We start from the raw sequence: 17,802 nt of genomic DNA, 5'->3' as shown, positions 1-17,802 counted from the left end.
GCCCGCTCCTCGCTCTTTAGCTTCGTTCCGCAACACCAAAGACTTGATACAAAGGGAGAATTGAAATGCCTAACGGCGACCAGATCAGCGTCAACTTCGCGGAGGTGGCAGCCGCCTCCCAGTCCCTGTCCTCGACCGCTTCGCAGCTGGAGACCCTGCTCGGCGACCTGAAGGCCCGCCTCGCGCCGCTGCAGGCCGGTTACACCGGTCAGGCCAAGGAGCTGTGGGACGCCAAGCAGCGCGAGTGGAACGACGCCCAGGACAGCCTGCGTCAGGTCCTTGCCTCCATCGGTATGGCCGTCCAGCAGACTGGCGACAACTACGAGCAGACCGAGAAGGCCAACGCTTCGCGCTGGATGTGATCGAACCGCGGTAGCGAGTTCGCCTTTCTTCAACACCCGAGTGGGGCCCGGAGGAAACTCCTGGGCCCTACTCGGGTGTTTGGCTGTCGCGGACTTTGTCGAGTTTTTTTTCCAGTACTTCCACGAGCCTAGGACTGTCGATCTTGCGAAGGATCTCGGCCGCTTCGGCCCGGACACCGGGCGGTCGGGTTCGGTGAGCAGGACAGCCAGCACCAACCGCTGCCGGGCGTGCCCGAGTCCGAGGGGCACGCCGTCCCGCTCGGCCTCGATTCCGCCGAACAGCCGGAACCCGGGTCTCCACGGCCGCCTTCCCGGCCGCCGCCGTGGTCGCTCGTCCGCACTGGTGGGGGTGCGGACGAGCGCCGTGAGGTGGGTGGTGGGGCTCACTATCCGCGGTTAACGAGGGGGGCGTTTTGCTCAGCGGTGGCGCACCCGGTATCTTCTCTCTTTGTTGTGCGGCGCGGGGCGCATTGCTCGACTGGTCGAACGCGAGTCGAGCCGCGTTGCGCGCTTCTGGGTGACCCCATCCGGAAGTGAAGCCCGCACAGGCACCCATGATGCAAGTTGACGATGAGGTAGACCCGTGCCCACGTACAGCCCTAAGCCCGGCGAGGTCGACCGCGCCTGGCACGTGATCGATGCCGAGGACGTGGTGCTCGGCCGTCTCGCGACGCATGTCGCCACGCTCCTGCGCGGCAAGCACAAGCCCACTTTCGCTCCCCACGTGGACACAGGCGACTTCGTCGTCATCGTGAACGCCGAGAAGGTTGTCCTGACCGGCAACAAGCGCGACAACGCGTTCGCTTACCGGCACAGTGGCTACCCCGGCGGTCTGCGCAAGCAGTCCTTCGGTGAGCTGCTCGACACGCGCCCCGACCGGCTGCTGGAGAAGGTCGTCAAGGGGATGCTGCCGAAGAACAAGCTCGGCCGCGCCCAGGGCAAGAAGCTCAAGGTGTACGCGGGCCCGAACCACCCGCACGCCGCCCAGCAGCCCACGCCGTTCGAGATTGCGAAGGTCGTCAAGTGAGTGAAGACGCCGTGACCACCGAGACCGACGAGGTCGTGACCCCCGACGCGGAGGTCACCGAGACCGCCGAGACCGCTGAGGTCACCGAGACCGCTGAGGTCGTCGAGACCCCTGAGGCCGTCGAGGCCCCCGAGGTCGAGGAGACCGTTGAGGTCGCCGACGCCCCCGAGGCGTCCGACGAGGTCGTGGCGGCGGACGAGCCCGCCGACGACGACGAGGCCCCGGCCGCTCCGGCGCGTCCGCACCTGACCTCCGAGACCGCGCAGACCGTCGGCCGCCGCAAGGAGGCCGTGGTCCGCGTCCGGATCACCCCGGGTTCGGGCAAGTTCACCCTCAACGGCAAGAGCCTCGAGGACTACTTCCCGAACAAGGTCCACCAGCAGCTCATCCGCGAGCCCCTGGTGACCGTCGAGAAGCCGGAGTCCTTCGACATCCGCGCCAACCTGCACGGCGGCGGCATCTCCGGTCAGGCCGGTGCGCTGCGCCTGGCGATCGCGCGTGCGCTGATCGAGCTGGACAGCGAGGACCGTCCGGTCCTGAAGAAGGCAGGCTTCCTCACCCGTGACCCGCGGGCCAAGGAGCGCAAGAAGTACGGCCTGAAGAAGGCCCGTAAGGCGCCTCAGTACAGCAAGCGCTGACCTGCGCGTCAGCCCTGGTTCGACCCGGCGGGAGCAGCACGTTCGATATTCGGACTGCTGCTCCCGCCGTCGTTTTTCTTCTACGCTTCCCTTCTTCCCCAGCGCAGCGGAGGTCCTCCATGGCACGGCTGTTCGGTACCGATGGAGTGCGTGGGCTCGCGAACTCCGACCTGACCCCCGAGCTGGCGCTTTCCGTGGCCGCGTCGGCCGCACGGGTGCTCGCCGCGCACGACAGGTCGCACCGCCCCGTCGCGGTTGTGGGCCGGGACCCGCGGGCCAGCGGCGAGATGCTGCAGGCCGCGGTGTGCGCGGGCCTGGCCTCCGCGGGCGCCGACGTCATGCAGGTCGGCGTGCTGCCGACGCCGGGGGTGGCCCACCTCGTCGGTGAGCTGAACGCCGACCTGGGCGTCATGATCTCCGCGTCGCACAACCCGATGCCGGACAACGGCATCAAGCTCTTCGCCGCGGGCGGGCACAAGCTGGCCGACGCGATCGAGGACGAGATCGAGGCAGGCATCGGCCAGGCCGCCCACCGGCCCACCGGCTCGGGTGTCGGCCGCGTCTACGACATCCACGACGCGCACGACCGCTACGTCGCCCACCTGCTCAAGTCCATCCCCAACCGGCTCGACGGGCTCAAGGTCGTGGTGGACTGCGCCAACGGCGCGGCGTGGGCGGCGGCCCCGCAGGCCTACCGCGAGGCGGGCGCCGAGGTCATCGCGCTCCACGCGCTGCCGGACGGGGAGAACATCAACGACGGCTGCGGCTCCACCCACCTGGACGACCTGCGCGCCGCGGTGGTCGCGGAGGGTGCCGACCTCGGCATCGCGCACGACGGTGACGCCGACCGCTGCCTCGCCGTGGACGCCGCGGGCCGGATCATCGACGGCGACCAGATCATGGCCGTCCTCGCCGTGGCCATGAAGGACGCGGGCGAGCTGGTCGAGGACACCCTGGTCGTGACGGTCATGAGCAACCTGGGCCTGCACCTGGCCATGCGCGAGTCGGGCATCGCTCTGCGCTCGACCGCGGTCGGCGACCGGTACGTGCTGGAGGAGATTCGCGCGGGCGGCTACTCGCTGGGCGGCGAGCAGTCCGGCCACGTGCTGATCCCCGGCTACGCCACCACCGGCGACGGCCTGCTCACCGCGATGCGGCTGATGGCGCGGGTCGCGGGCACCGGCAAGCCGCTGGCCGAGCTGGCGGGCGTGATGCGCCAGCTGCCACAGGTGCTGATCAACGTCAAGGTCGACGACAAGGCCACCGTGGCCGCCTCCCCGATGGTCGCCGAGGCCGTCGCCAAGGTCGAGGCCCAACTCGGCGCGGAGGGCCGGGTGCTGCTGCGGCCGTCGGGCACCGAGCAGCTCGTCCGGGTCATGGTGGAAGCCCCCACCCAGGACTTGGCGCAGTCCGCCGCCGATGAACTCGCCGCCGTGGTCGCGGGCGTTCGGTAAGCCGATTCGGGCCAAGGCACCCATTCCCCGGGTGCGCGGGTAAAGCGATCGGTATCTTTCCCGTGGGTGGTCTTCGCGCGTGCAACGCGGTGGGAACCGCGTCCGCTGATCCGGAGTCGCACCCGTGTTGAGAGCTACTGAGGGGAGTCGGTGTGGGCAAGGGCAAAGGCGGCGGGTTCGATTACGACCCCGAGGCCGTCCGCGGGTTCGCTGAGGTCTTCGCCGACGCGCAGCAGCAGGTGACCCAGATCCAGGCCGATATGGGGCAGACGACCGCCAAGGCCGCCGACTTCGGCAAGTCGTGGGCACAGAAGTACGGCACCCAGTTCGAGCAGTACATGGCCGCGCTCGCCGCCGACCTGGCCAATCTGGCCACCCACCTCGGCGAGATCAACGCCAAGCTCAACCAGGGCACCGACCTGACCGTCGAGTCCGACTCCAGCGGCTACACGAGCCTCAAGACGATCGACGAGCAGCTCCAGTCGACCGGCGGCACCACGACCCGACCGGCCCCGTCCGGCCCGGTCGCGGTCTAGGTCGCGGCCGACTTTCCCGGGGGTAGGAAATGAACTTCGAAAAGGCACACGCGTACGACGCGTTCGTGACCAAGAACTCGTCGGTCGGGATCTACGGCGAAGCGTGGGACGTCATCGGTGAGCCGCTCAATCGCGGTGTCGATGAGACACTGCCCGCCTATGACGCCAAGCTGGAACTGAATCTGCGGCCGAAATCCGGCGAGAAGCGCCAAGAGGTCAACGAGCTGCGCTGGGGCAAGATAAAGAAAGACGCCGCGAAGATCGAGGGCCTCGGTCTGGCGATGGAGAACATCGCCTCGGTCATCAAGAAGGGCAAGGACCAGCTCGCTCACGATTGGAAGGGCGAGTCGTTCGAGGCGTTCAAGACCGCCATCGAGCGCGTCGAGAAGACCCTGACCGACTACGCCGCGGCGGCCAAGACCACGGCGACCGGCCTGACCACGGCGATGACCCGGACCGAGACGCTCTACAAGAACTACCAGTCGTCGAGCCAGACGATCCTCACGTTCAGTGACGACTACGGCAAGCCAAACGACTGGCGCAAGGTCACCGGCGACGACATCAACGGCCACCTGGTCGACGTGTGCCCGTGCAGCATGGGCTGCAACAAGGACGAGGACGAGGAATCCCGGATCATCCGGGACAAGATCATCCACCCGGTCGCGTACAAGTTCTACGAGAACGTCTACTGCGGCTTCGGCGACGACTCCTGCAAGACCAACGCGCACTCCACGGTGAACTACTCCAACGACATGCGGGACAAGGTCGCCCAGAAGATCAACCAGTGGTATGTCGCCACGGACAACCTGCGGCACGGCGTCGACGGCCTGCAGACCGCCGCGCTGGAGAACCTGCGGATCATGTCCGAGCTGAAGGTCTTCGGCCGGATGAAGGTGCCCGGGGCGCCGGGCCAGCAGCCGCCGGGGGACGGCAAGGACAAGACCCCTCCCGGTGGCGGCGGTGGCGGCGGTGGCGGCAAGCACGACACCGGCGGTGGTGGCGGTGGCGGCGGCATGCCGAAGATGCCGGAGACGCCGCCGACGCCCCCGCCTGCGGACCTGTCCAGCCTGGAGCAGGACCCGACCAAGACCGACCCGCCGACCGACCCGACCACCATGCCCGCGGGCACGGAACAGCCGGGGGAGACGGTCACCATCGAGGAGGGCGACCGCAAGATCTCGGTCACCAGCCCCGACAGCGAGGGCAAGGTCAAGGTCACCGTCGACGACGGCACCGGCACGCCCAAGACCTACACGATGGACTTCGGTCAGGCTGGCACGCCCGTGCTCGGTCCGGACGGCAAGCCGGTCCTGGGCCCCGACGGCCAGCCGGTGATGAGCGCGGACGGCAAACCGGTCGCGGGCACCGAGCCGGTGCTGGGTCCAGACGGCAAGCCGGTGCTCGGTCCGGACGGTCTGCCGGTCATGGGCGGTCAGACCGGTTTCGGTCCGGACGGCCAGCCGGTCCTGGGGCCGGACGGCCAGGTCATCGAGCCTGGCGCGGACGGCAAATGCGTGATCTCCGACCCGCCGATGACGATCACCGCGGAGCGGCCCGGCGGCGGCGACGTCGTCCTGGTCACCGTGGACGACGGCACCGGCGACCCGACTTCGTACACCTTGGACTACTCCGAGGCGGACAAGCAGGGGCCGACCGTGGGCCAGCCCGCGGCCGGTGTGGTGGGCGGCTCGGTCACCGGCGGCCCGGCCGATCCGGTGACCGGCACGGGCGCGTCCGGCGGCGTTGGCGCGCCGGGATCCCCGGACGGGGTCCCCGCCGCGGGCTTCACACCGCCGGGTGAGGCGGCTCCGGCGGCGTTCGCCGCGCCTGGCCAGGCGGCATGGTCCCTGCCGGGCGAGCCCGCCTATGGCGCCGACGCCGGGACCACGGGCCAGCCGCAGATGACCTCGGCCCAGTCGGTCACCGAGGGCGCCGAGTCGTTCGGTTCGGCGGGCGGTGTGCTCAATGAGCAGAGCAAGGACTTCGGCCCGGCGGACGTCCAGGCCGCGGGTGCGGGTGAGGCGGGCCTGTCCAGCGCGTCCGGCGAGCCCAAGTCCGACTCGCAGCCCGGTGGGGCCGCGGGCTCCGGCATGGGCGGCGGCATGATGGGCGGCGGGGGTGGCGGCGGCGGCGGCCAGGGCGGCGACTCCGAGCGCGCGGGCAGCCAGTGGCGCACCACCGGCAACCTGTTCGACGAGGACTACGCCGATTCGCAGGCAGGCAGCGCCCTGTACGGCGACACCATCTAAGGGGCTCGGCTGTGTACTTGATGGACGAGATCGACGAGGGCGCCACGCTCCGCAAGATCGAGGAAGCCGCGGCGCAGGGCATTCAGGAACTTGAGGACCGCGTCGAGCTGGCGGGCGAGATCGACGGCTCGGTCGCCGAGCGGTCGGCCGAGCAGCAGGAGCAGTTCGCCGAGGCCACAGCGGCGGGCGAGCGCAGCCTCGCGGCCACGCGTGAGCAGGCGAAGGAAGAGACCCAGCCGCCGCCGGGATGGTCGGCACCGGCTAAGCCGACCACGCTGAGCTTCACCAACGAGGACGACGAACCCGGTTACCGGCCCGCGCCACCCGTCCCGGTCAGCGGCGGTTTCGTGCCGCCCGCGGCCCCGCCCGCGCCGGTCGAGCCGCCCGCTCCCGCGCCCAGTGCGGCGAAGTACCTGTCGTTCGGGATCGAGGAGGACGAGGCCGCCCCTGGCTCGGCCCCCGCACCCCGCCCGGCGCCGACCCGCGCCCAACGCCGCGCCGCCGCAGCCGCAGCCGAACCCGAGGACGACGACTGGTCAGGCCACAGTTGGATCAAGCCGTCGTAGCCCGCTCGCCGACCAGTTCGTCATCGCCGTCGTAGGTGATCTCAGCGCCTTTGACGTCCTGTTCGAGCAGTGGCAGGTAGTCGGCGTCGCCGGTCAGGTGCACGAGGAAGAACGCGGTCAGCAGGGCCCGCGCGACGCGCTGGGTGCTGTGTTCAGCCTTGCCGTCGACCAGCAGCGCGCTCCAGTGCCTGCCCTCGGTGAACCCGAGGTGGCTGGCCTTGGGCAGGGTGCGCAGCTGCACCGGGCCACCCCAGGACTTAGCGATCAGCTCCGCGTTGGCCACGGCAGGCGCGACCCGGTCGACGCCCGCGGCCAGGTGCAGGCCCGGCATCCCGCAGGACCGGGCCGCCTCGGTGGCGAACGGCTTGGTCTGCGACGCGGCGAGCGTGGCCACCGCGCGGACCCGGTTGTCCTCGGCTGCGGCCAGCACGGCGCTGCCGCCACCGGTCGAGTGGCCCGCGAGCGCCAGCCGGTCGGGGTCGACGCTGATATCCCCGTCGCCCAGCCGGACGCCCGCCGCGACGTCGAGCGCGGTACGCAGGTCGGCGGCGAGCAGCCGGTGTGAGCCCAACGGGCCGGTGTGGGTGCCGGGCGCGGTGACGACGATGCCCCACGACGCCAGGTGCCGGAACAGGCCGCGATAGCGGACGGGCGGCTGCAGCCAGCCGTGTCCGAAGGCCACCGCGGGCAGGCCCAGGCCGGACTTCGGCGTGAACACCAGCCCGGGCATCCCGATGAGCGCGAGGTCACCGCGCAGAACCTCGTTGGGTCCGGGGCGGGACAGCTCGTCGAACAGGTGCTTGGCCTTGCGTGCCATGCGCGAAGCCTATCGGTGGCCGGGGTCCCGGGTGTGGCGGCGCTGGTTACCCTGGTGCGCGTGTGCGGAATCGTGGGATATGTGGGTCATCGCCAAGCGCTGGACGTCGTGCTGGACGGACTGCGCAGGCTGGAGTACCGCGGATACGACTCGGCGGGCGTCGCGGTCCTGACCGGCGACGCGCTGGCTGTCGAGCGTAAGGCGGGCAGGCTGGCCAATCTGGAGGCCCGGCTCGACGAGGTGGGCCGGGAGGGCTTCGCGGGCACCGCGGGCATGGGCCACACCCGGTGGGCCACGCACGGCGCCCCGGTCGACCGCAACTCGCACCCGCACCGGGACACCACCGGCCGGGTCGCGGTGGTGCACAACGGGATCATCGAGAACTTCGTCGCGCTGCGCAGCGAACTCGAGTCCGCGGGCATCGAGTTCGCCAGCGACACCGACTCCGAGACCGCGGCCCACCTGGTCGCCCTCGCCTACGCCGACGGCGAGACCGCGGGCGACCTGCCCGCCAGCGTCCGGGCCGTGTGCAGGCGGCTGGAAGGCGCGTTCACGCTGGTCGTGAGCCATGTCGACCAGCCGGACCTGATCGTCGCCGCGCGCCGGTCTTCGCCGCTGGTGGTCGGGATCGGCGAGGGTGAGACGTTCGTCGCCTCCGATGTCGCGGCGTTCATCGAGCACACCCGCGAGGCCGTCGAGCTCGGTCAGGACCAGGTGGTCATCATCACCCGCGACGGCTATGAGGTCGTCGACTTCCACGGCGAGCCCGCGCCCGCCAAGCCGTTCACCGTCGACTGGGACCTGTCGGCCGCCGAGAAGGGCGGCCACGAGTACTTCATGCTCAAGGAGATCGAGGAGCAGCCCGAGGCGCTGGCGAACACGCTGCGCGGGCACTTCGTCGACGGCCGCATCGTGCTCGACGAGCAGCGCCTGGCCGACCAGGACCTGCGCGACATCGACAAGGTCTTCGTCGTGGCGTGCGGCTCGGCCTATCACTCCGGCCTTGTCGCCAAGTACGCCATCGAGCACTGGACCCGGCTGCCCGTCGAGGTCGAGCTGGCGTCCGAATTCCGCTACCGCGACCCTGTGCTCGACCGCGACACCCTGGTCGTCGCGGTCTCGCAGTCCGGCGAGACGGCCGACACCCTCGAAGCCGTGCGGCACGCGCGCGAGCAGAAGGCCCGCGTGCTGGCGGTGTGCAACACCAACGGCGCGCAGATCCCGCGCGAGTCCGACGCGGTCCTCTACACCCACGCGGGCCCGGAGATCGGCGTCGCGTCGACCAAGGCGTTCCTTGCCCAGATCGCGGCGAACTACCTGGTCGGCCTGGCCCTCGCGCAGGCGCGCGGCACCAAGTACGCCGACGAGATCGCCCGCGAGTTCCACGAACTTGAGGCGATGCCCGAGGCCGTGCGCCAGGTCCTCGGCACCACCGCGCAGGTCCGGGCGCTCGGTCAGGAGCTCTCCGAGTCGAAGGCGGTGCTGTTCCTCGGCCGCCACGTCGGCTACCCGGTGGCCCTTGAGGGTGCTTTGAAGCTCAAGGAACTGGCCTACATGCACGCCGAGGGCTTCGCCGCCGGTGAGCTCAAGCACGGCCCGATCGCGCTGATCGAGGAGGGCCTGCCGGTGGTGGTGGTCATGCCGTCGCCGAAGGGCCGGGCGGTGCTGCACTCCAAGCTGGTGTCCAACATCAGCGAGATCCAGGCCCGCGGCGCGCGCACGATCGTCATCGCCGAGGAGGGCGACGAGACGGTCCGGCCGTTCGCCGACTCGCTGATCGAGGTGCCCGCCGTGCCGACGCTGCTGCAGCCGCTGGTCTCGACCGTGCCGCTGCAGGTGCTCGCCGCCGAGATCGCCCGCTCACGCGGGTACGACGTGGACAAGCCGCGCAACCTGGCGAAGTCCGTCACGGTCGAATAGCCGATGCGCGGCGTCTGGCGCACCGACCGGGTCCGGGCGGCCGAGGCACTAGTCCTCGCCCGGACACCTCCCGGCGCCCTCATGCGTCGGGCCGCCCACGGCGTCGCGCTGCACACCGCCCGGCTGCTGGCCGCGTCCGGTGGCATCGCTGGTCGCCACGCCGTGCTCCTGGTCGGCTCCGGTGACAACGGCGGCGACGCGCTGTGGGCCGGGGCTTTCCTGCGCAAACGGTCCGTCGGGGTGACGGCGGTGCTGCTTTCGCCGGACCGCGTCCACGCGGAGGGCTTGGCGGCGCTGCGCCGCGCGGGCGGCCGAGTCGGTACCGCGGCGGATCTCGACCGGGCGGACGTGGTGATCGACGGGATCGTCGGCCTGTCCGCCCGGGGCCCGCTGCGGGCGGAAGCCGCAGCTCTGGTCACACGGGTGCGCGCGCCGATCGTGGCCGTCGACCTGCCCAGCGGGGTCGACCCGGACACCGGGGCGGCCGACGGTCCCGCGGTCACCGCCGCGGTCACGGTCACGTTCGGGGCATTGAAGCCGGTGCACTTCCTGAGCCCGCGCTGCGGCACGGTGCACTTCGTCGATCTCGGACTCGATCTTGCCGACCCGGACTTCTCGGTCCTCGACCGCGCCGACGTCGCGGACGCCTGGCCGGTGCCCGGTCCCGCCGACGACAAGTTCACCCAGGGCGTCGTCGGGGTCGCCGCCGGATCGGCCACCTACCCCGGCGCCGCGGTCCTCACGATCGGCGCGGCCGTCCAGGCCACCTCCGGCCTGACCCGGTACGCGGGCCCCGCCGCCGACGAGGTGCGCCAGCGCTGGCCCGAGGTCGTCGCCACCGGCTCGGTCACCGACGCGGGACGCGTGCAGGCCTGGGTCGTCGGCCCCGGCCTCGGCACGGTGAAGGCGTCGCGTGACGTCGTCTCGTCGGTGCTCGCCGCGGGCGTCCCGACCTGTGTGGACGCCGACGGCATCACCCTGCTCGCCCAGCACCCGGACCTCTGGGACGCACGCGACCCGGACGCTCCGGTGCTGCTGACCCCGCACGACCGCGAGTTCGTTCGCCTGGCCTCGCCCCTTGGCATCGAACTTGGCGCGGACCGAGTCGCCGCCGCGCGCGCTTTGGCGGCCCGGTTGGACGTGACCGTGCTGCTCAAGGGTCACGCGACGGTCATCGCGGCACCGGACGGTCGGGTGTTGGTCAACTCGGCGCGGACACATTGGCTGGCAACGGCGGGATCGGGGGACGTGCTGGCCGGCTTGATCGGCGCCCTTCTCGCCGCAGGCCTCGACCCCGCACTCGGGGCGGCCTGCGCGGCGTGGGTACATGTCCGCGCGGCCGAACTCGCGGCGGCGGGGGCTCCGACGCCCGCGTCCTCGATCGTCACGGCGTTGCCGGAAGCCATCAGGGCCGCACTCGGGCGCTGAGTTATCCACATTTCATCCACAGGACAGCCATTCTCAAGATCAATTGCCACCCCATCGCGATAGACTGGCCAAGGGCTGTCCCCCCGGGACGGGTGGGGGCTGCGGCGGTGTCGTTTGTGCTGTTCAGCACCGCTGCGGCGCGTAGGTCGCCCATTCTTCGATCGCCGTGAACGACCGGGCACCCGCGGCCACTGCCGCCGCCACGAGCACCGGAATCGCCACCAACGGATGCCGCACACCCTGCCGCCGCGCGGATCCGGTACCCGCTCCAGGAACACACACGCAGGTCGGCGACCTCATCGGCGCTGATCAACCCCCACCGGTCCAACCCGGCCGGAATCAGCCAGGATGACGCCACAGGCCCGACACCGCGATCATGGGAACTCAACACCCACATGATCAACAAGGGTTGCGCCCGCCCCGCATCCAGGGTGATCGACTTTGCCGGAGCCCTGGCGTCCCCCCGGGAGGGTGGGGGCTGCGCGGGGGTGTGCCACGATTTCCTTATGGCTGCTCAGACGCCCCCGCGGGCCGAGGTCACCGTCGATCTTGGTGCGGTGCGGCACAATGTCGCGCTGCTGGCCGCCCGCGCCGGGGACGCCGAGACGATGGCGGTGGTCAAGGCCGACGGCTACGGCCATGGCGCGGTCGAGGTGGCGCGGGCCGCTCTCGAAGCAGGCGCGACCTGGCTCGGGTCGTGTTCGGCGGCTGAGGCGGCGGCCCTGCGGGCGGCCGGGATCGACGCGCCGATCTTGGCCTGGTTGGACGTGCCGGGGGCCGAGGTGCCGCCGGACGTCGACCTGGCGGTGTCCTCAGTCGAGCAGTTGCGCGGGCTGTCCGGCAGGCGGATCCACCTCAAGATCGATACCGGTCTCTGCCGCAATGGCTGCCCGCACGAGCTGTGGCCGGACCTGGTGAAAGCGGCGGCGGCGTCGGACAACGAGGTCTACGCGGTGTGGTCGCACCTGGCCTGCGCCGACGAGCCCGGCCATCCCTCGGTCGACAGCCAGGCCAAGCGTTTCGCCGACGCGTATCAGGTCGCGCTGGACGCGGGGCTCACTCCCAAGCGGCACCTCGCGAACTCGGCGGCCACTTTGGACCGGCCGGACCTGCGTTTCGACATGGTTCGCGTCGGCATCGCGATGTATGGGCTGAATCCCTTGCCCACCAAGGAAGACCTCCGTCCCGCGATGACCTTCCGCTCGTCGGTCGCGCTCACCAAGCGGATCGACGCGGGCAAGTCTGTCTCCTATGGACAGTCCTGGACCGCGGAGCGCCCGACCACTCTGGCGTTGGTCCCGGTCGGTTACGCGGACGGTGTTCCGCGCCTGCTGTCGGGCCGGTTCGACGTGCTGCTCGGCGGGATCCGCAGGCCGGTGCGCGGGCGCGTCTGCATGGACCAGATCCTGGTCGACTGCGGTGACGACGAGGTCCGCGTCGGCGACGAGGTCGTGCTGTTCGGCCCCGGCGACCGCGGCGAGCCGACCGCGCGGGAGTGGGCCGACACGCTCGGCACGATCGACTACGAGATCGTCACCGGCATGTACCGGCCCAGGCTCGTGCGCAGGTATGTCGGATGAGCATGCGCAACCGCGTGTTGGCCGGGGTCGGGATGGCGGTCGCGGGCGGCGCGCTGGTCGCCGGGGTCGCCAGGGCGCGCAGGCCAGAGGAGCTCTACCCCGACGAGCCGCTGGGCAGGCTGGAACCCGACCGCATCAGCACCGTGGCCGCCGCCGACGGGGTCGCGCTGTCGGTCGAGGAGGTCGACCCGGTCGACGGCGACCCAGAGGTGACCGTCGTGCTGGTGCACGGGTTCGCGCTGAGCCGCAAGTGCTGGCACTTCCAGCGCCGTGACCTGGCCGAACTGACCGGCCCCCGGGTGCGCCAGGTGCTTTACGACCACCGCAGCCACGGCCGCTCCGAGTTGGCCGACGAGTCAACGAGCACGATCGACCAGCTCGCCGCCGACCTCGACGATGTCGTCCGCGCGGTGGCTCCCGAGGGTCCGATCGTCCTCATCGGACACTCGATGGGCGGCATGGCGATCATGGCGCTGGCTGAGTCACGGCCGGAATTGTTCGCCGAACGGGTCAGCGGGGTCGCGCTCATCGGCACATCGGCGGGCGAGGTCGGCCGCCACGGGCTGTCGCGGCCGCTGCTGTCGAAGTACAACCCGCTGACCCGCTATCTCGGCCGGTTCGCCGACTGGCAGCCCGGCCTGGTCGAGCTGGTGCGAGCGAGCGGCGGCCAGTTGACCCGGTCGGCCGTGCGCACGCTCGGGTTCGGGTCGCGCAGCGTGAGCCCGAGTCTGGTCGACTTCCTCATGGAGATGCTGGACGTGACCCCGGTGCGCGTACTCGCCGACTTCATCGAGACCCTGGGCAGCCACAACCGCTACGCCGCGCTCGCCGGGCTCAAGCATTGCCCGGTGCTCGTGCTCAGCGGCGACGCGGACTGGATGACCCCGTTCCAGCACGCCGAGCGGATCGCCCTTGAGTTACCCGACGCGACCCTGGTCCGCGCGCGCGGCGCCGGGCACATGGTCATGATGGAGCAACCCGAGTTCGTGAACGAGCACCTGGTGGCGTTCCTGCGCGAGTGCGTGCCGGGGCCCGAGACCAGGAAGAAGTGGTGGCGGCGTGGCTGAGACGATCGAACTGCCCGCGGTCGAGGACACCCTCGACTTCGGCCGCAGGCTGGGCGCGACCCTGCACGCGGGTGACCTGGTCCTGCTGGCGGGTCCGCTGGGCGCGGGGAAGACGGTGGTGGCCAAGGGGATCGCGGCCGGACTCGGCGTGCAGGGGCGGGTCAGCAGCCCGACGTTCATCATCGCCCGCGAGCACCAGGCGGGCACCCGCGGCATCCCGCTGGTCCACGTCGACGCCTACCGGCTCGGCGGCGACCTCACCGAGCTGGACGACCTGGACCTGGACACCGAACTGGTCGAGGCGGTCGTCGTGGTCGAATGGGGCGACGGCGCCGCCGAGCGGCTCTCCGACGACCACCTGCTCATCCGGCTCGACCGGCGGCCCGACGACACCAGGGTGGCCACCCTGGAACCCCATGGGACGTGGACCAGCCGCCGGATAGGGTGAACGCATGCGCGCGGTGATCTTCGACTGGGGCGGCACGCTGACCCCCTGGGTGACTATGGACATGCACGTCGCCTGGCGGGCCTACGCCGACGTCGTCCACGCCGACGACCCCGAGGCCGCCGACGCGCTCGCCGCCGTCCTGCGCGCCGCCGACGACGCCGCGTGGCACCGCAGCCGCACCGACGCCACCGCGTTTCACCTGCTGGAGATGATGGCCGACGCGGGTCATCCCGCCGAGGAGCGCGCCCTGGTCGCGCTGCGCGCCCATTGGGACCAGGCCACGTACACCGACCCCGAGGTCGCGCCGCTGCTGGCCGAGCTTCGGGGCCGAGGCTTGCGTACCGGCGTGCTGTCCTCGACCTCCTGGCCCGCGGCCTGGCACGAGGAGATCCTGATCCGCGACGGCGTCCGCGACCTGTTCGACGCGTGCGTGTGGAGCAGCGACCTGGAGTACACCAAGCCCCACCGAGTCTCCTTCGAAACCGCGATGCGAGCGGTGGGCGTGGACGACCCGGCCGACTGCGTCTACGTCGGCGACCGCCCCCACGACGACATCAGCGGCGCGAAGGCGGCCGGGATGCGGGCGGTGTTCATCCCGCACAGTGTGATCCCGGTGGAGCAGCAGCTGCCGGTGGAGGTCGAACCGGACGCGGTCCTGCACCGGCTGTCGGACCTGCCCGCGATCCTGGACCGCTGGGTATGACCGAAGCCGACGCTTTCGATGACCTCGAAGACGCGTATTGGTCGAGGCGGGCGGCGGACGTGCTCGCCAAGGCGGAGCCGCCGATCCCGTGGGATGAGGCGGTTGCCCTGCTGGACTCGGGTCAGCAGACGGACTGAGATCCGGCCCAGCGGGTGTTCAACAATCCCCTTGTTGAAACGTAGGATTGTCGAACAATCCCAGACCGGGTGCGATCTAGTAGGCGATACCCCGGACAACGCCCAGGTCGAGCAGGTCCTGCGGGCGGAGGCGGAGTTGTTCCGCCGTCGCCGGGATCTCGCTCGCGTCGCGTTTGAGGATGGCGGCGCAGAGTTCTGGGGCGATGACGGAGAAGTACGCGTCCGGGGTTATCCAGGTGCGGTCGGGTGCGGCGAGTGCGAGGGCGCCGCCGGAGCCGCCCTCGCCGATCACCAGGGTCGTGATCGGCACCCGCGCCGCCGCCACGGTGGCGAACAGGTCCGCGATGGCCGGGCCGACCCCCGCCCGCTCAGCCGCCGCGTCGTTGGCCGCGCCCGGGGTGTCCACCAGGGTCAGCACCGCGAGGTCGAGCCGCTCGGCCAGCCGGATCAGCCGGGCCGCCAGGCGGAACCCGGAAGGCGTCGTCGCGGTGCCGGTCTGCGCGGCGTAGGCGACGGCGTGGTGGCCGACGAGCCCGATCCCGCACAGCATCCCCGGATCGACCCCGCCCGCGCGGTCCCCGGAGATCTCGCGCCGGAGGTCGAAGTAATCGTCCAAATAGGACTCCGCGTGCGGCCTGACCGCCGACCGCGCCTGCCGCACGGCCGCCCAGCCGTCCAGCGCCGCCGCGGACCCCAGCGCGCGGGGTACGGCCGGTGGCTCCGGCGTGCCGGAAGTCAGCAGTACCAACCATTCCGCGAGCACGGCCCCCAGGTCCTCGAACTCGCACACCTCATCGATGTGCCCGTTCGCGAACTGCCCTTCCGAGGTATACGCCGGATCGTCGACATCGACGGCGGGCCGCACGCGGCTGCCTGCGAACCCGACTCGCGCGCCCGCGACCCCGATGGTCACGTCCGCGCCCGCGCCGAGGGAGGCCCACAGTCCGCCCGTCGTCGGGTCGCGCAGCACCGAGACCTGCGGCACCCCGGCCTCCCGCAGCAGCGCCGACTGCCGCGCGACGCGCTGGAGTTGGCGCAGGGACAGCATTCCCTCGTGCATCCGGCTGCCCCCGGTCGCGATCAGCGACACCAGCGGCGTGCGCGTCTCGCGGGCGCGGGTGAACGCGTGCTCGATGCGGTCGCCCGTCTTGGTGCCGACCGACCCGCCGAGGAACCGGAAGTCGAACACGATCAGCACCGCGTCCGTGCCGCCGATCTTGCCCTCGCCGCACACCACCGACTCGGTCTCACCCGAGGCCGCCATGGCGCGCTCCTTCGACGCGCCGTATCCCTCCCACCCGATCGGCCCGTCGCCGGGCGTCGCCGAGCCGGGGAACTCGACGAAGTCCGATGCGACGGCCGCGATGACGTGGCGGGCTCCCTCGTCAGGCATGCAGCGCTCGCTTGGTGACCTTGCCCATCTCGTTGCGGGGCAAGGATTCCAGGAAGCGCACGACCCTCGGCCGCTTGTGCGGGGAGAGCAGCGCGGCGACGTGGTCGGCCAGTTCCTCCGCCGTCGGCCGCTCGCCCGCTGGGACCACCCAGGCCACGATCCGCTCGCCGAGGTCGTCGTCCGGCTCGCCCGTCACCGCGACCTCGGCGACCCCGGGGTGGTCGAGCAGCGCGTTCTCGATCTCGCCCGCGCCGATCTTGTAGCCGCCGCTCTTGATCAGGTCGGTGGCGCGGCGGCCGACGATGCGGATATAGCCCTCGGACTCGCGGACGGCCATGTCGCCGGTGCGGAACCAGCCGTCGCGGAAGGCCTCGGCGGTGGCCTCGGGGCGGTTGAGGTAGCCCAGGAACAGGTTCGGGCCGCGGACCTCGATCTCGCCGATCTCGCCGTCGGCGACCAGCGCTCCCGCCTCGTCGACCAGCCGCACCTCGACGCCGTCGATCGGCGGTCCCACCGTGCCCGGCCGCCGGTCGGCCGACGCGCGCACGCCGCAGTTCATCAGCGTCTCGGTCATCCCGTAGCGCTCGACCACGGCCTGGCCGGTCGCGCGGGTGATCCGCGCGTGGTCGGTGGCGGGCAGCGCGGCCGAACCGGACACCAGCAGCCGCGCCCGACCCACGGCGGCGGCCAGCGCCGGGTCGGCCTCGCAGTCGGCGGCGAGCCGGTGATACATCGTCGGGACGCCGAACATCATCGTCGCGCCGCTGGTCAGCGCGTCGGCGAGCGCGGCGGTGTCGAACCGGCCCAGGTGCCACACCGCGCCGCCCCGACGCAGCGGGCCGAGGACGCCCAGGATCAGACCGTGGACGTGGAACAGCGGCAGCGCGTGCACGACGACGTCGGCCGCGGTCCACTCCCACGCGTCGGCCAGTGCGTCGAGGTTCGTGGCGATCGCGCGGCGGGGCAGCAGGACGCCCTTGGGCGGGCCGGTGGTGCCCGAGGTGTAGACGATGAACGCGGGCGACTCCGGATCGGCCTCGGCGGGTAGTGGCCCGTCGAGCCGCTCGGCCAGGTCGACCACGAAGTCCGCGGACGGCCCGCCGATCGTGACCTCCGGCGCGCTGTCGCCCAGGATGTGCGCCAGCTCCCGTTCGCCGACCTTCGGGTTGATCGGCACCACCGCGGCCCCCGCGAGCAGCGCGCCGACCACGGCGACGCAGGTCTGCGGGGTTGGTTCGGCCCACACCGCGACGCGGCGCGCGGTGCCGAGCCTGGCGGCCACGGCCTTGGCGGCGCCCGCGAGATCGGCGTGGGTCAGGACGGCGCTCCCGAACCGGACGGCTTCCCGCTCGTCCGGCGCGGCCAGGGTGGGCAGCAGCACCCGCCCAACCCTAGTGGTGCGACACCGTCACGGGCAGTTGCGACGATCACGTGCGCAAGCGTTTGCGACCGCGCTATGCGAGCCTTGTCACCGCCC

17 protein-coding genes are annotated in these 17,802 nt (G+C 71.3%); 14 read left to right on the top strand and 3 right to left on the bottom strand.

What is annotated here, in order from left to right; all coding sequences use genetic code 11:
* Window positions 1-65 precede the first annotated feature (65 nt).
* The 7 genes from BN1701_RS23140 to BN1701_RS23110 all read left to right on the top strand — a co-directional run bounded on the left by BN1701_RS23140 (window position 66) and on the right by BN1701_RS23110 (window position 6,832).
* Window positions 66-362 carry a WXG100 family type VII secretion target gene (locus BN1701_RS23140; RefSeq protein ID WP_054052150.1) on the top strand — a complete coding sequence of 99 codons (297 nt, stop codon included), beginning with the start codon at window positions 66-68 and terminating at the stop codon, window positions 360-362.
* A gap of 583 nt (window positions 363-945) precedes the next feature.
* On the top strand, window positions 946-1,389 hold the full coding sequence (rplM, locus tag BN1701_RS23135) for a 50S ribosomal protein L13 (RefSeq protein WP_054052149.1): 444 nt from the start codon (window positions 946-948) through the stop codon (window positions 1,387-1,389).
* A 185-nt stretch (window positions 1,390-1,574) separates the two neighbouring features.
* Window positions 1,575-2,027 carry a 30S ribosomal protein S9 gene (gene rpsI, locus BN1701_RS23130; protein ID WP_082860009.1) on the top strand — a complete coding sequence of 151 codons (453 nt, stop codon included), beginning with the start codon at window positions 1,575-1,577 and terminating at the stop codon, window positions 2,025-2,027.
* 119 nt (window positions 2,028-2,146) lie between these two features.
* The gene (gene glmM / locus BN1701_RS23125) at window positions 2,147-3,481 is read left to right on the top strand and encodes a phosphoglucosamine mutase (protein WP_054052146.1); all 1,335 of its coding nucleotides are present in this window, start codon (window positions 2,147-2,149) and stop codon (window positions 3,479-3,481) included.
* Between the two features lie 152 nt (window positions 3,482-3,633).
* Complete coding sequence (locus BN1701_RS23120; protein ID WP_054052144.1) at window positions 3,634-4,017, top strand: WXG100 family type VII secretion target; 384 nt, start codon at window positions 3,634-3,636, stop codon at window positions 4,015-4,017.
* A gap of 29 nt (window positions 4,018-4,046) precedes the next feature.
* Window positions 4,047-6,266, top strand: a complete 2,220-nt coding sequence (locus BN1701_RS23115) for a hypothetical protein (protein WP_054052142.1) — start codon at window positions 4,047-4,049, stop codon at window positions 6,264-6,266.
* 11 nt (window positions 6,267-6,277) lie between these two features.
* Entirely contained in the window at window positions 6,278-6,832 is a 555-nt protein-coding gene (locus tag BN1701_RS23110) for a hypothetical protein (protein WP_157368175.1), read from the top strand.
* Here BN1701_RS23110 and BN1701_RS23105 read toward each other — a convergent pair.
* Complete coding sequence (locus tag BN1701_RS23105; protein WP_054052137.1) at window positions 6,819-7,649, bottom strand: dienelactone hydrolase family protein; 831 nt, start codon at window positions 7,647-7,649, stop codon at window positions 6,819-6,821. The genes BN1701_RS23110 and BN1701_RS23105 overlap by 14 nt on opposite strands.
* 60 nt (window positions 7,650-7,709) lie before the next feature.
* Between BN1701_RS23105 and glmS the strand changes: the two genes are divergently transcribed.
* From glmS to BN1701_RS35930, 7 genes are all read left to right on the top strand, one after another.
* Entirely contained in the window at window positions 7,710-9,569 is a 1,860-nt protein-coding gene (gene glmS / locus BN1701_RS23100) for a glutamine--fructose-6-phosphate transaminase (isomerizing) (RefSeq protein WP_054056065.1), read from the top strand.
* A 3-nt stretch (window positions 9,570-9,572) separates the two neighbouring features.
* Window positions 9,573-10,997, top strand: coding sequence for an NAD(P)H-hydrate dehydratase (locus BN1701_RS23095; RefSeq protein WP_054052136.1), 1,425 nt, complete (start codon window positions 9,573-9,575; stop codon window positions 10,995-10,997).
* Window positions 10,998-11,503: 506 nt separating this feature from the next.
* Window positions 11,504-12,577 (top strand): alanine racemase, encoded by a 1,074-nt coding sequence (alr, locus tag BN1701_RS23090; RefSeq protein WP_054052134.1) that lies wholly within the window; start codon window positions 11,504-11,506, stop codon window positions 12,575-12,577.
* Window positions 12,574-13,644, top strand: coding sequence for an alpha/beta fold hydrolase (locus tag BN1701_RS23085; protein WP_054052132.1), 1,071 nt, complete (start codon window positions 12,574-12,576; stop codon window positions 13,642-13,644). Before alr ends, BN1701_RS23085 begins: the two co-directional genes overlap by 4 nt.
* Entirely contained in the window at window positions 13,637-14,092 is a 456-nt protein-coding gene (gene tsaE / locus BN1701_RS23080; RefSeq protein ID WP_054052130.1) for a tRNA (adenosine(37)-N6)-threonylcarbamoyltransferase complex ATPase subunit type 1 TsaE, read from the top strand. Before BN1701_RS23085 ends, tsaE begins: the two co-directional genes overlap by 8 nt.
* Window positions 14,093-14,096: 4 nt before the next feature.
* Window positions 14,097-14,795 carry an HAD family hydrolase gene (locus tag BN1701_RS23075; RefSeq protein WP_054052129.1) on the top strand — a complete coding sequence of 233 codons (699 nt, stop codon included), beginning with the start codon at window positions 14,097-14,099 and terminating at the stop codon, window positions 14,793-14,795.
* Window positions 14,792-14,932, top strand: coding sequence for a hypothetical protein (locus BN1701_RS35930; RefSeq protein WP_157368173.1), 141 nt, complete (start codon window positions 14,792-14,794; stop codon window positions 14,930-14,932). Before BN1701_RS23075 ends, BN1701_RS35930 begins: the two co-directional genes overlap by 4 nt.
* A 76-nt stretch (window positions 14,933-15,008) precedes the next feature.
* On the opposite strand, the gene BN1701_RS23070 is transcribed toward BN1701_RS35930, so the two are convergent.
* Both BN1701_RS23070 and BN1701_RS23065 read right to left on the bottom strand, forming a co-directional pair.
* The gene (locus BN1701_RS23070) at window positions 15,009-16,325 is read right to left on the bottom strand and encodes a carboxyl transferase domain-containing protein (protein WP_054052125.1); all 1,317 of its coding nucleotides are present in this window, start codon (window positions 16,323-16,325) and stop codon (window positions 15,009-15,011) included.
* Window positions 16,318-17,703 (bottom strand): acyl-CoA synthetase, encoded by a 1,386-nt coding sequence (locus BN1701_RS23065; protein ID WP_054056064.1) that lies wholly within the window; start codon window positions 17,701-17,703, stop codon window positions 16,318-16,320. Before BN1701_RS23065 ends, BN1701_RS23070 begins: the two co-directional genes overlap by 8 nt.
* Window positions 17,704-17,802 lie beyond the last annotated feature (99 nt).

The organism is Alloactinosynnema sp. L-07 (assembly GCF_900070365.1).
In the GTDB taxonomy this organism is placed as follows: Bacteria; Actinomycetota; Actinomycetes; order Mycobacteriales; family Pseudonocardiaceae; genus Actinokineospora.
Note: the sequence above shows the minus strand (reverse complement) of the source record. Positions and strands in the feature narration are given on the sequence as shown.

Coding starts and splice junctions, on each gene's coding strand:
- BN1701_RS23140 (WP_054052150.1), top strand. CDS start 66: ATGCCTAACGGCGACCAGATCAGCGTCAACTTCGCGGAGGTGGCAGCC.
- glmM (WP_054052146.1), top strand. CDS start 2,147: ATGGCACGGCTGTTCGGTACCGATGGAGTGCGTGGGCTCGCGAACTCC.
- BN1701_RS23115 (WP_054052142.1), top strand. CDS start 4,047: ATGAACTTCGAAAAGGCACACGCGTACGACGCGTTCGTGACCAAGAAC.
- BN1701_RS23105 (WP_054052137.1), bottom strand. CDS start 7,649: ATGGCACGCAAGGCCAAGCACCTGTTCGACGAGCTGTCCCGCCCCGGA.
- BN1701_RS23095 (WP_054052136.1), top strand. CDS start 9,573: ATGCGCGGCGTCTGGCGCACCGACCGGGTCCGGGCGGCCGAGGCACTA.
- alr (WP_054052134.1), top strand. CDS start 11,504: ATGGCTGCTCAGACGCCCCCGCGGGCCGAGGTCACCGTCGATCTTGGT.
- BN1701_RS23085 (WP_054052132.1), top strand. CDS start 12,574: ATGAGCATGCGCAACCGCGTGTTGGCCGGGGTCGGGATGGCGGTCGCG.
- BN1701_RS23075 (WP_054052129.1), top strand. CDS start 14,097: ATGCGCGCGGTGATCTTCGACTGGGGCGGCACGCTGACCCCCTGGGTG.
- BN1701_RS35930 (WP_157368173.1), top strand. CDS start 14,792: ATGACCGAAGCCGACGCTTTCGATGACCTCGAAGACGCGTATTGGTCG.
- BN1701_RS23070 (WP_054052125.1), bottom strand. CDS start 16,325: ATGCCTGACGAGGGAGCCCGCCACGTCATCGCGGCCGTCGCATCGGAC.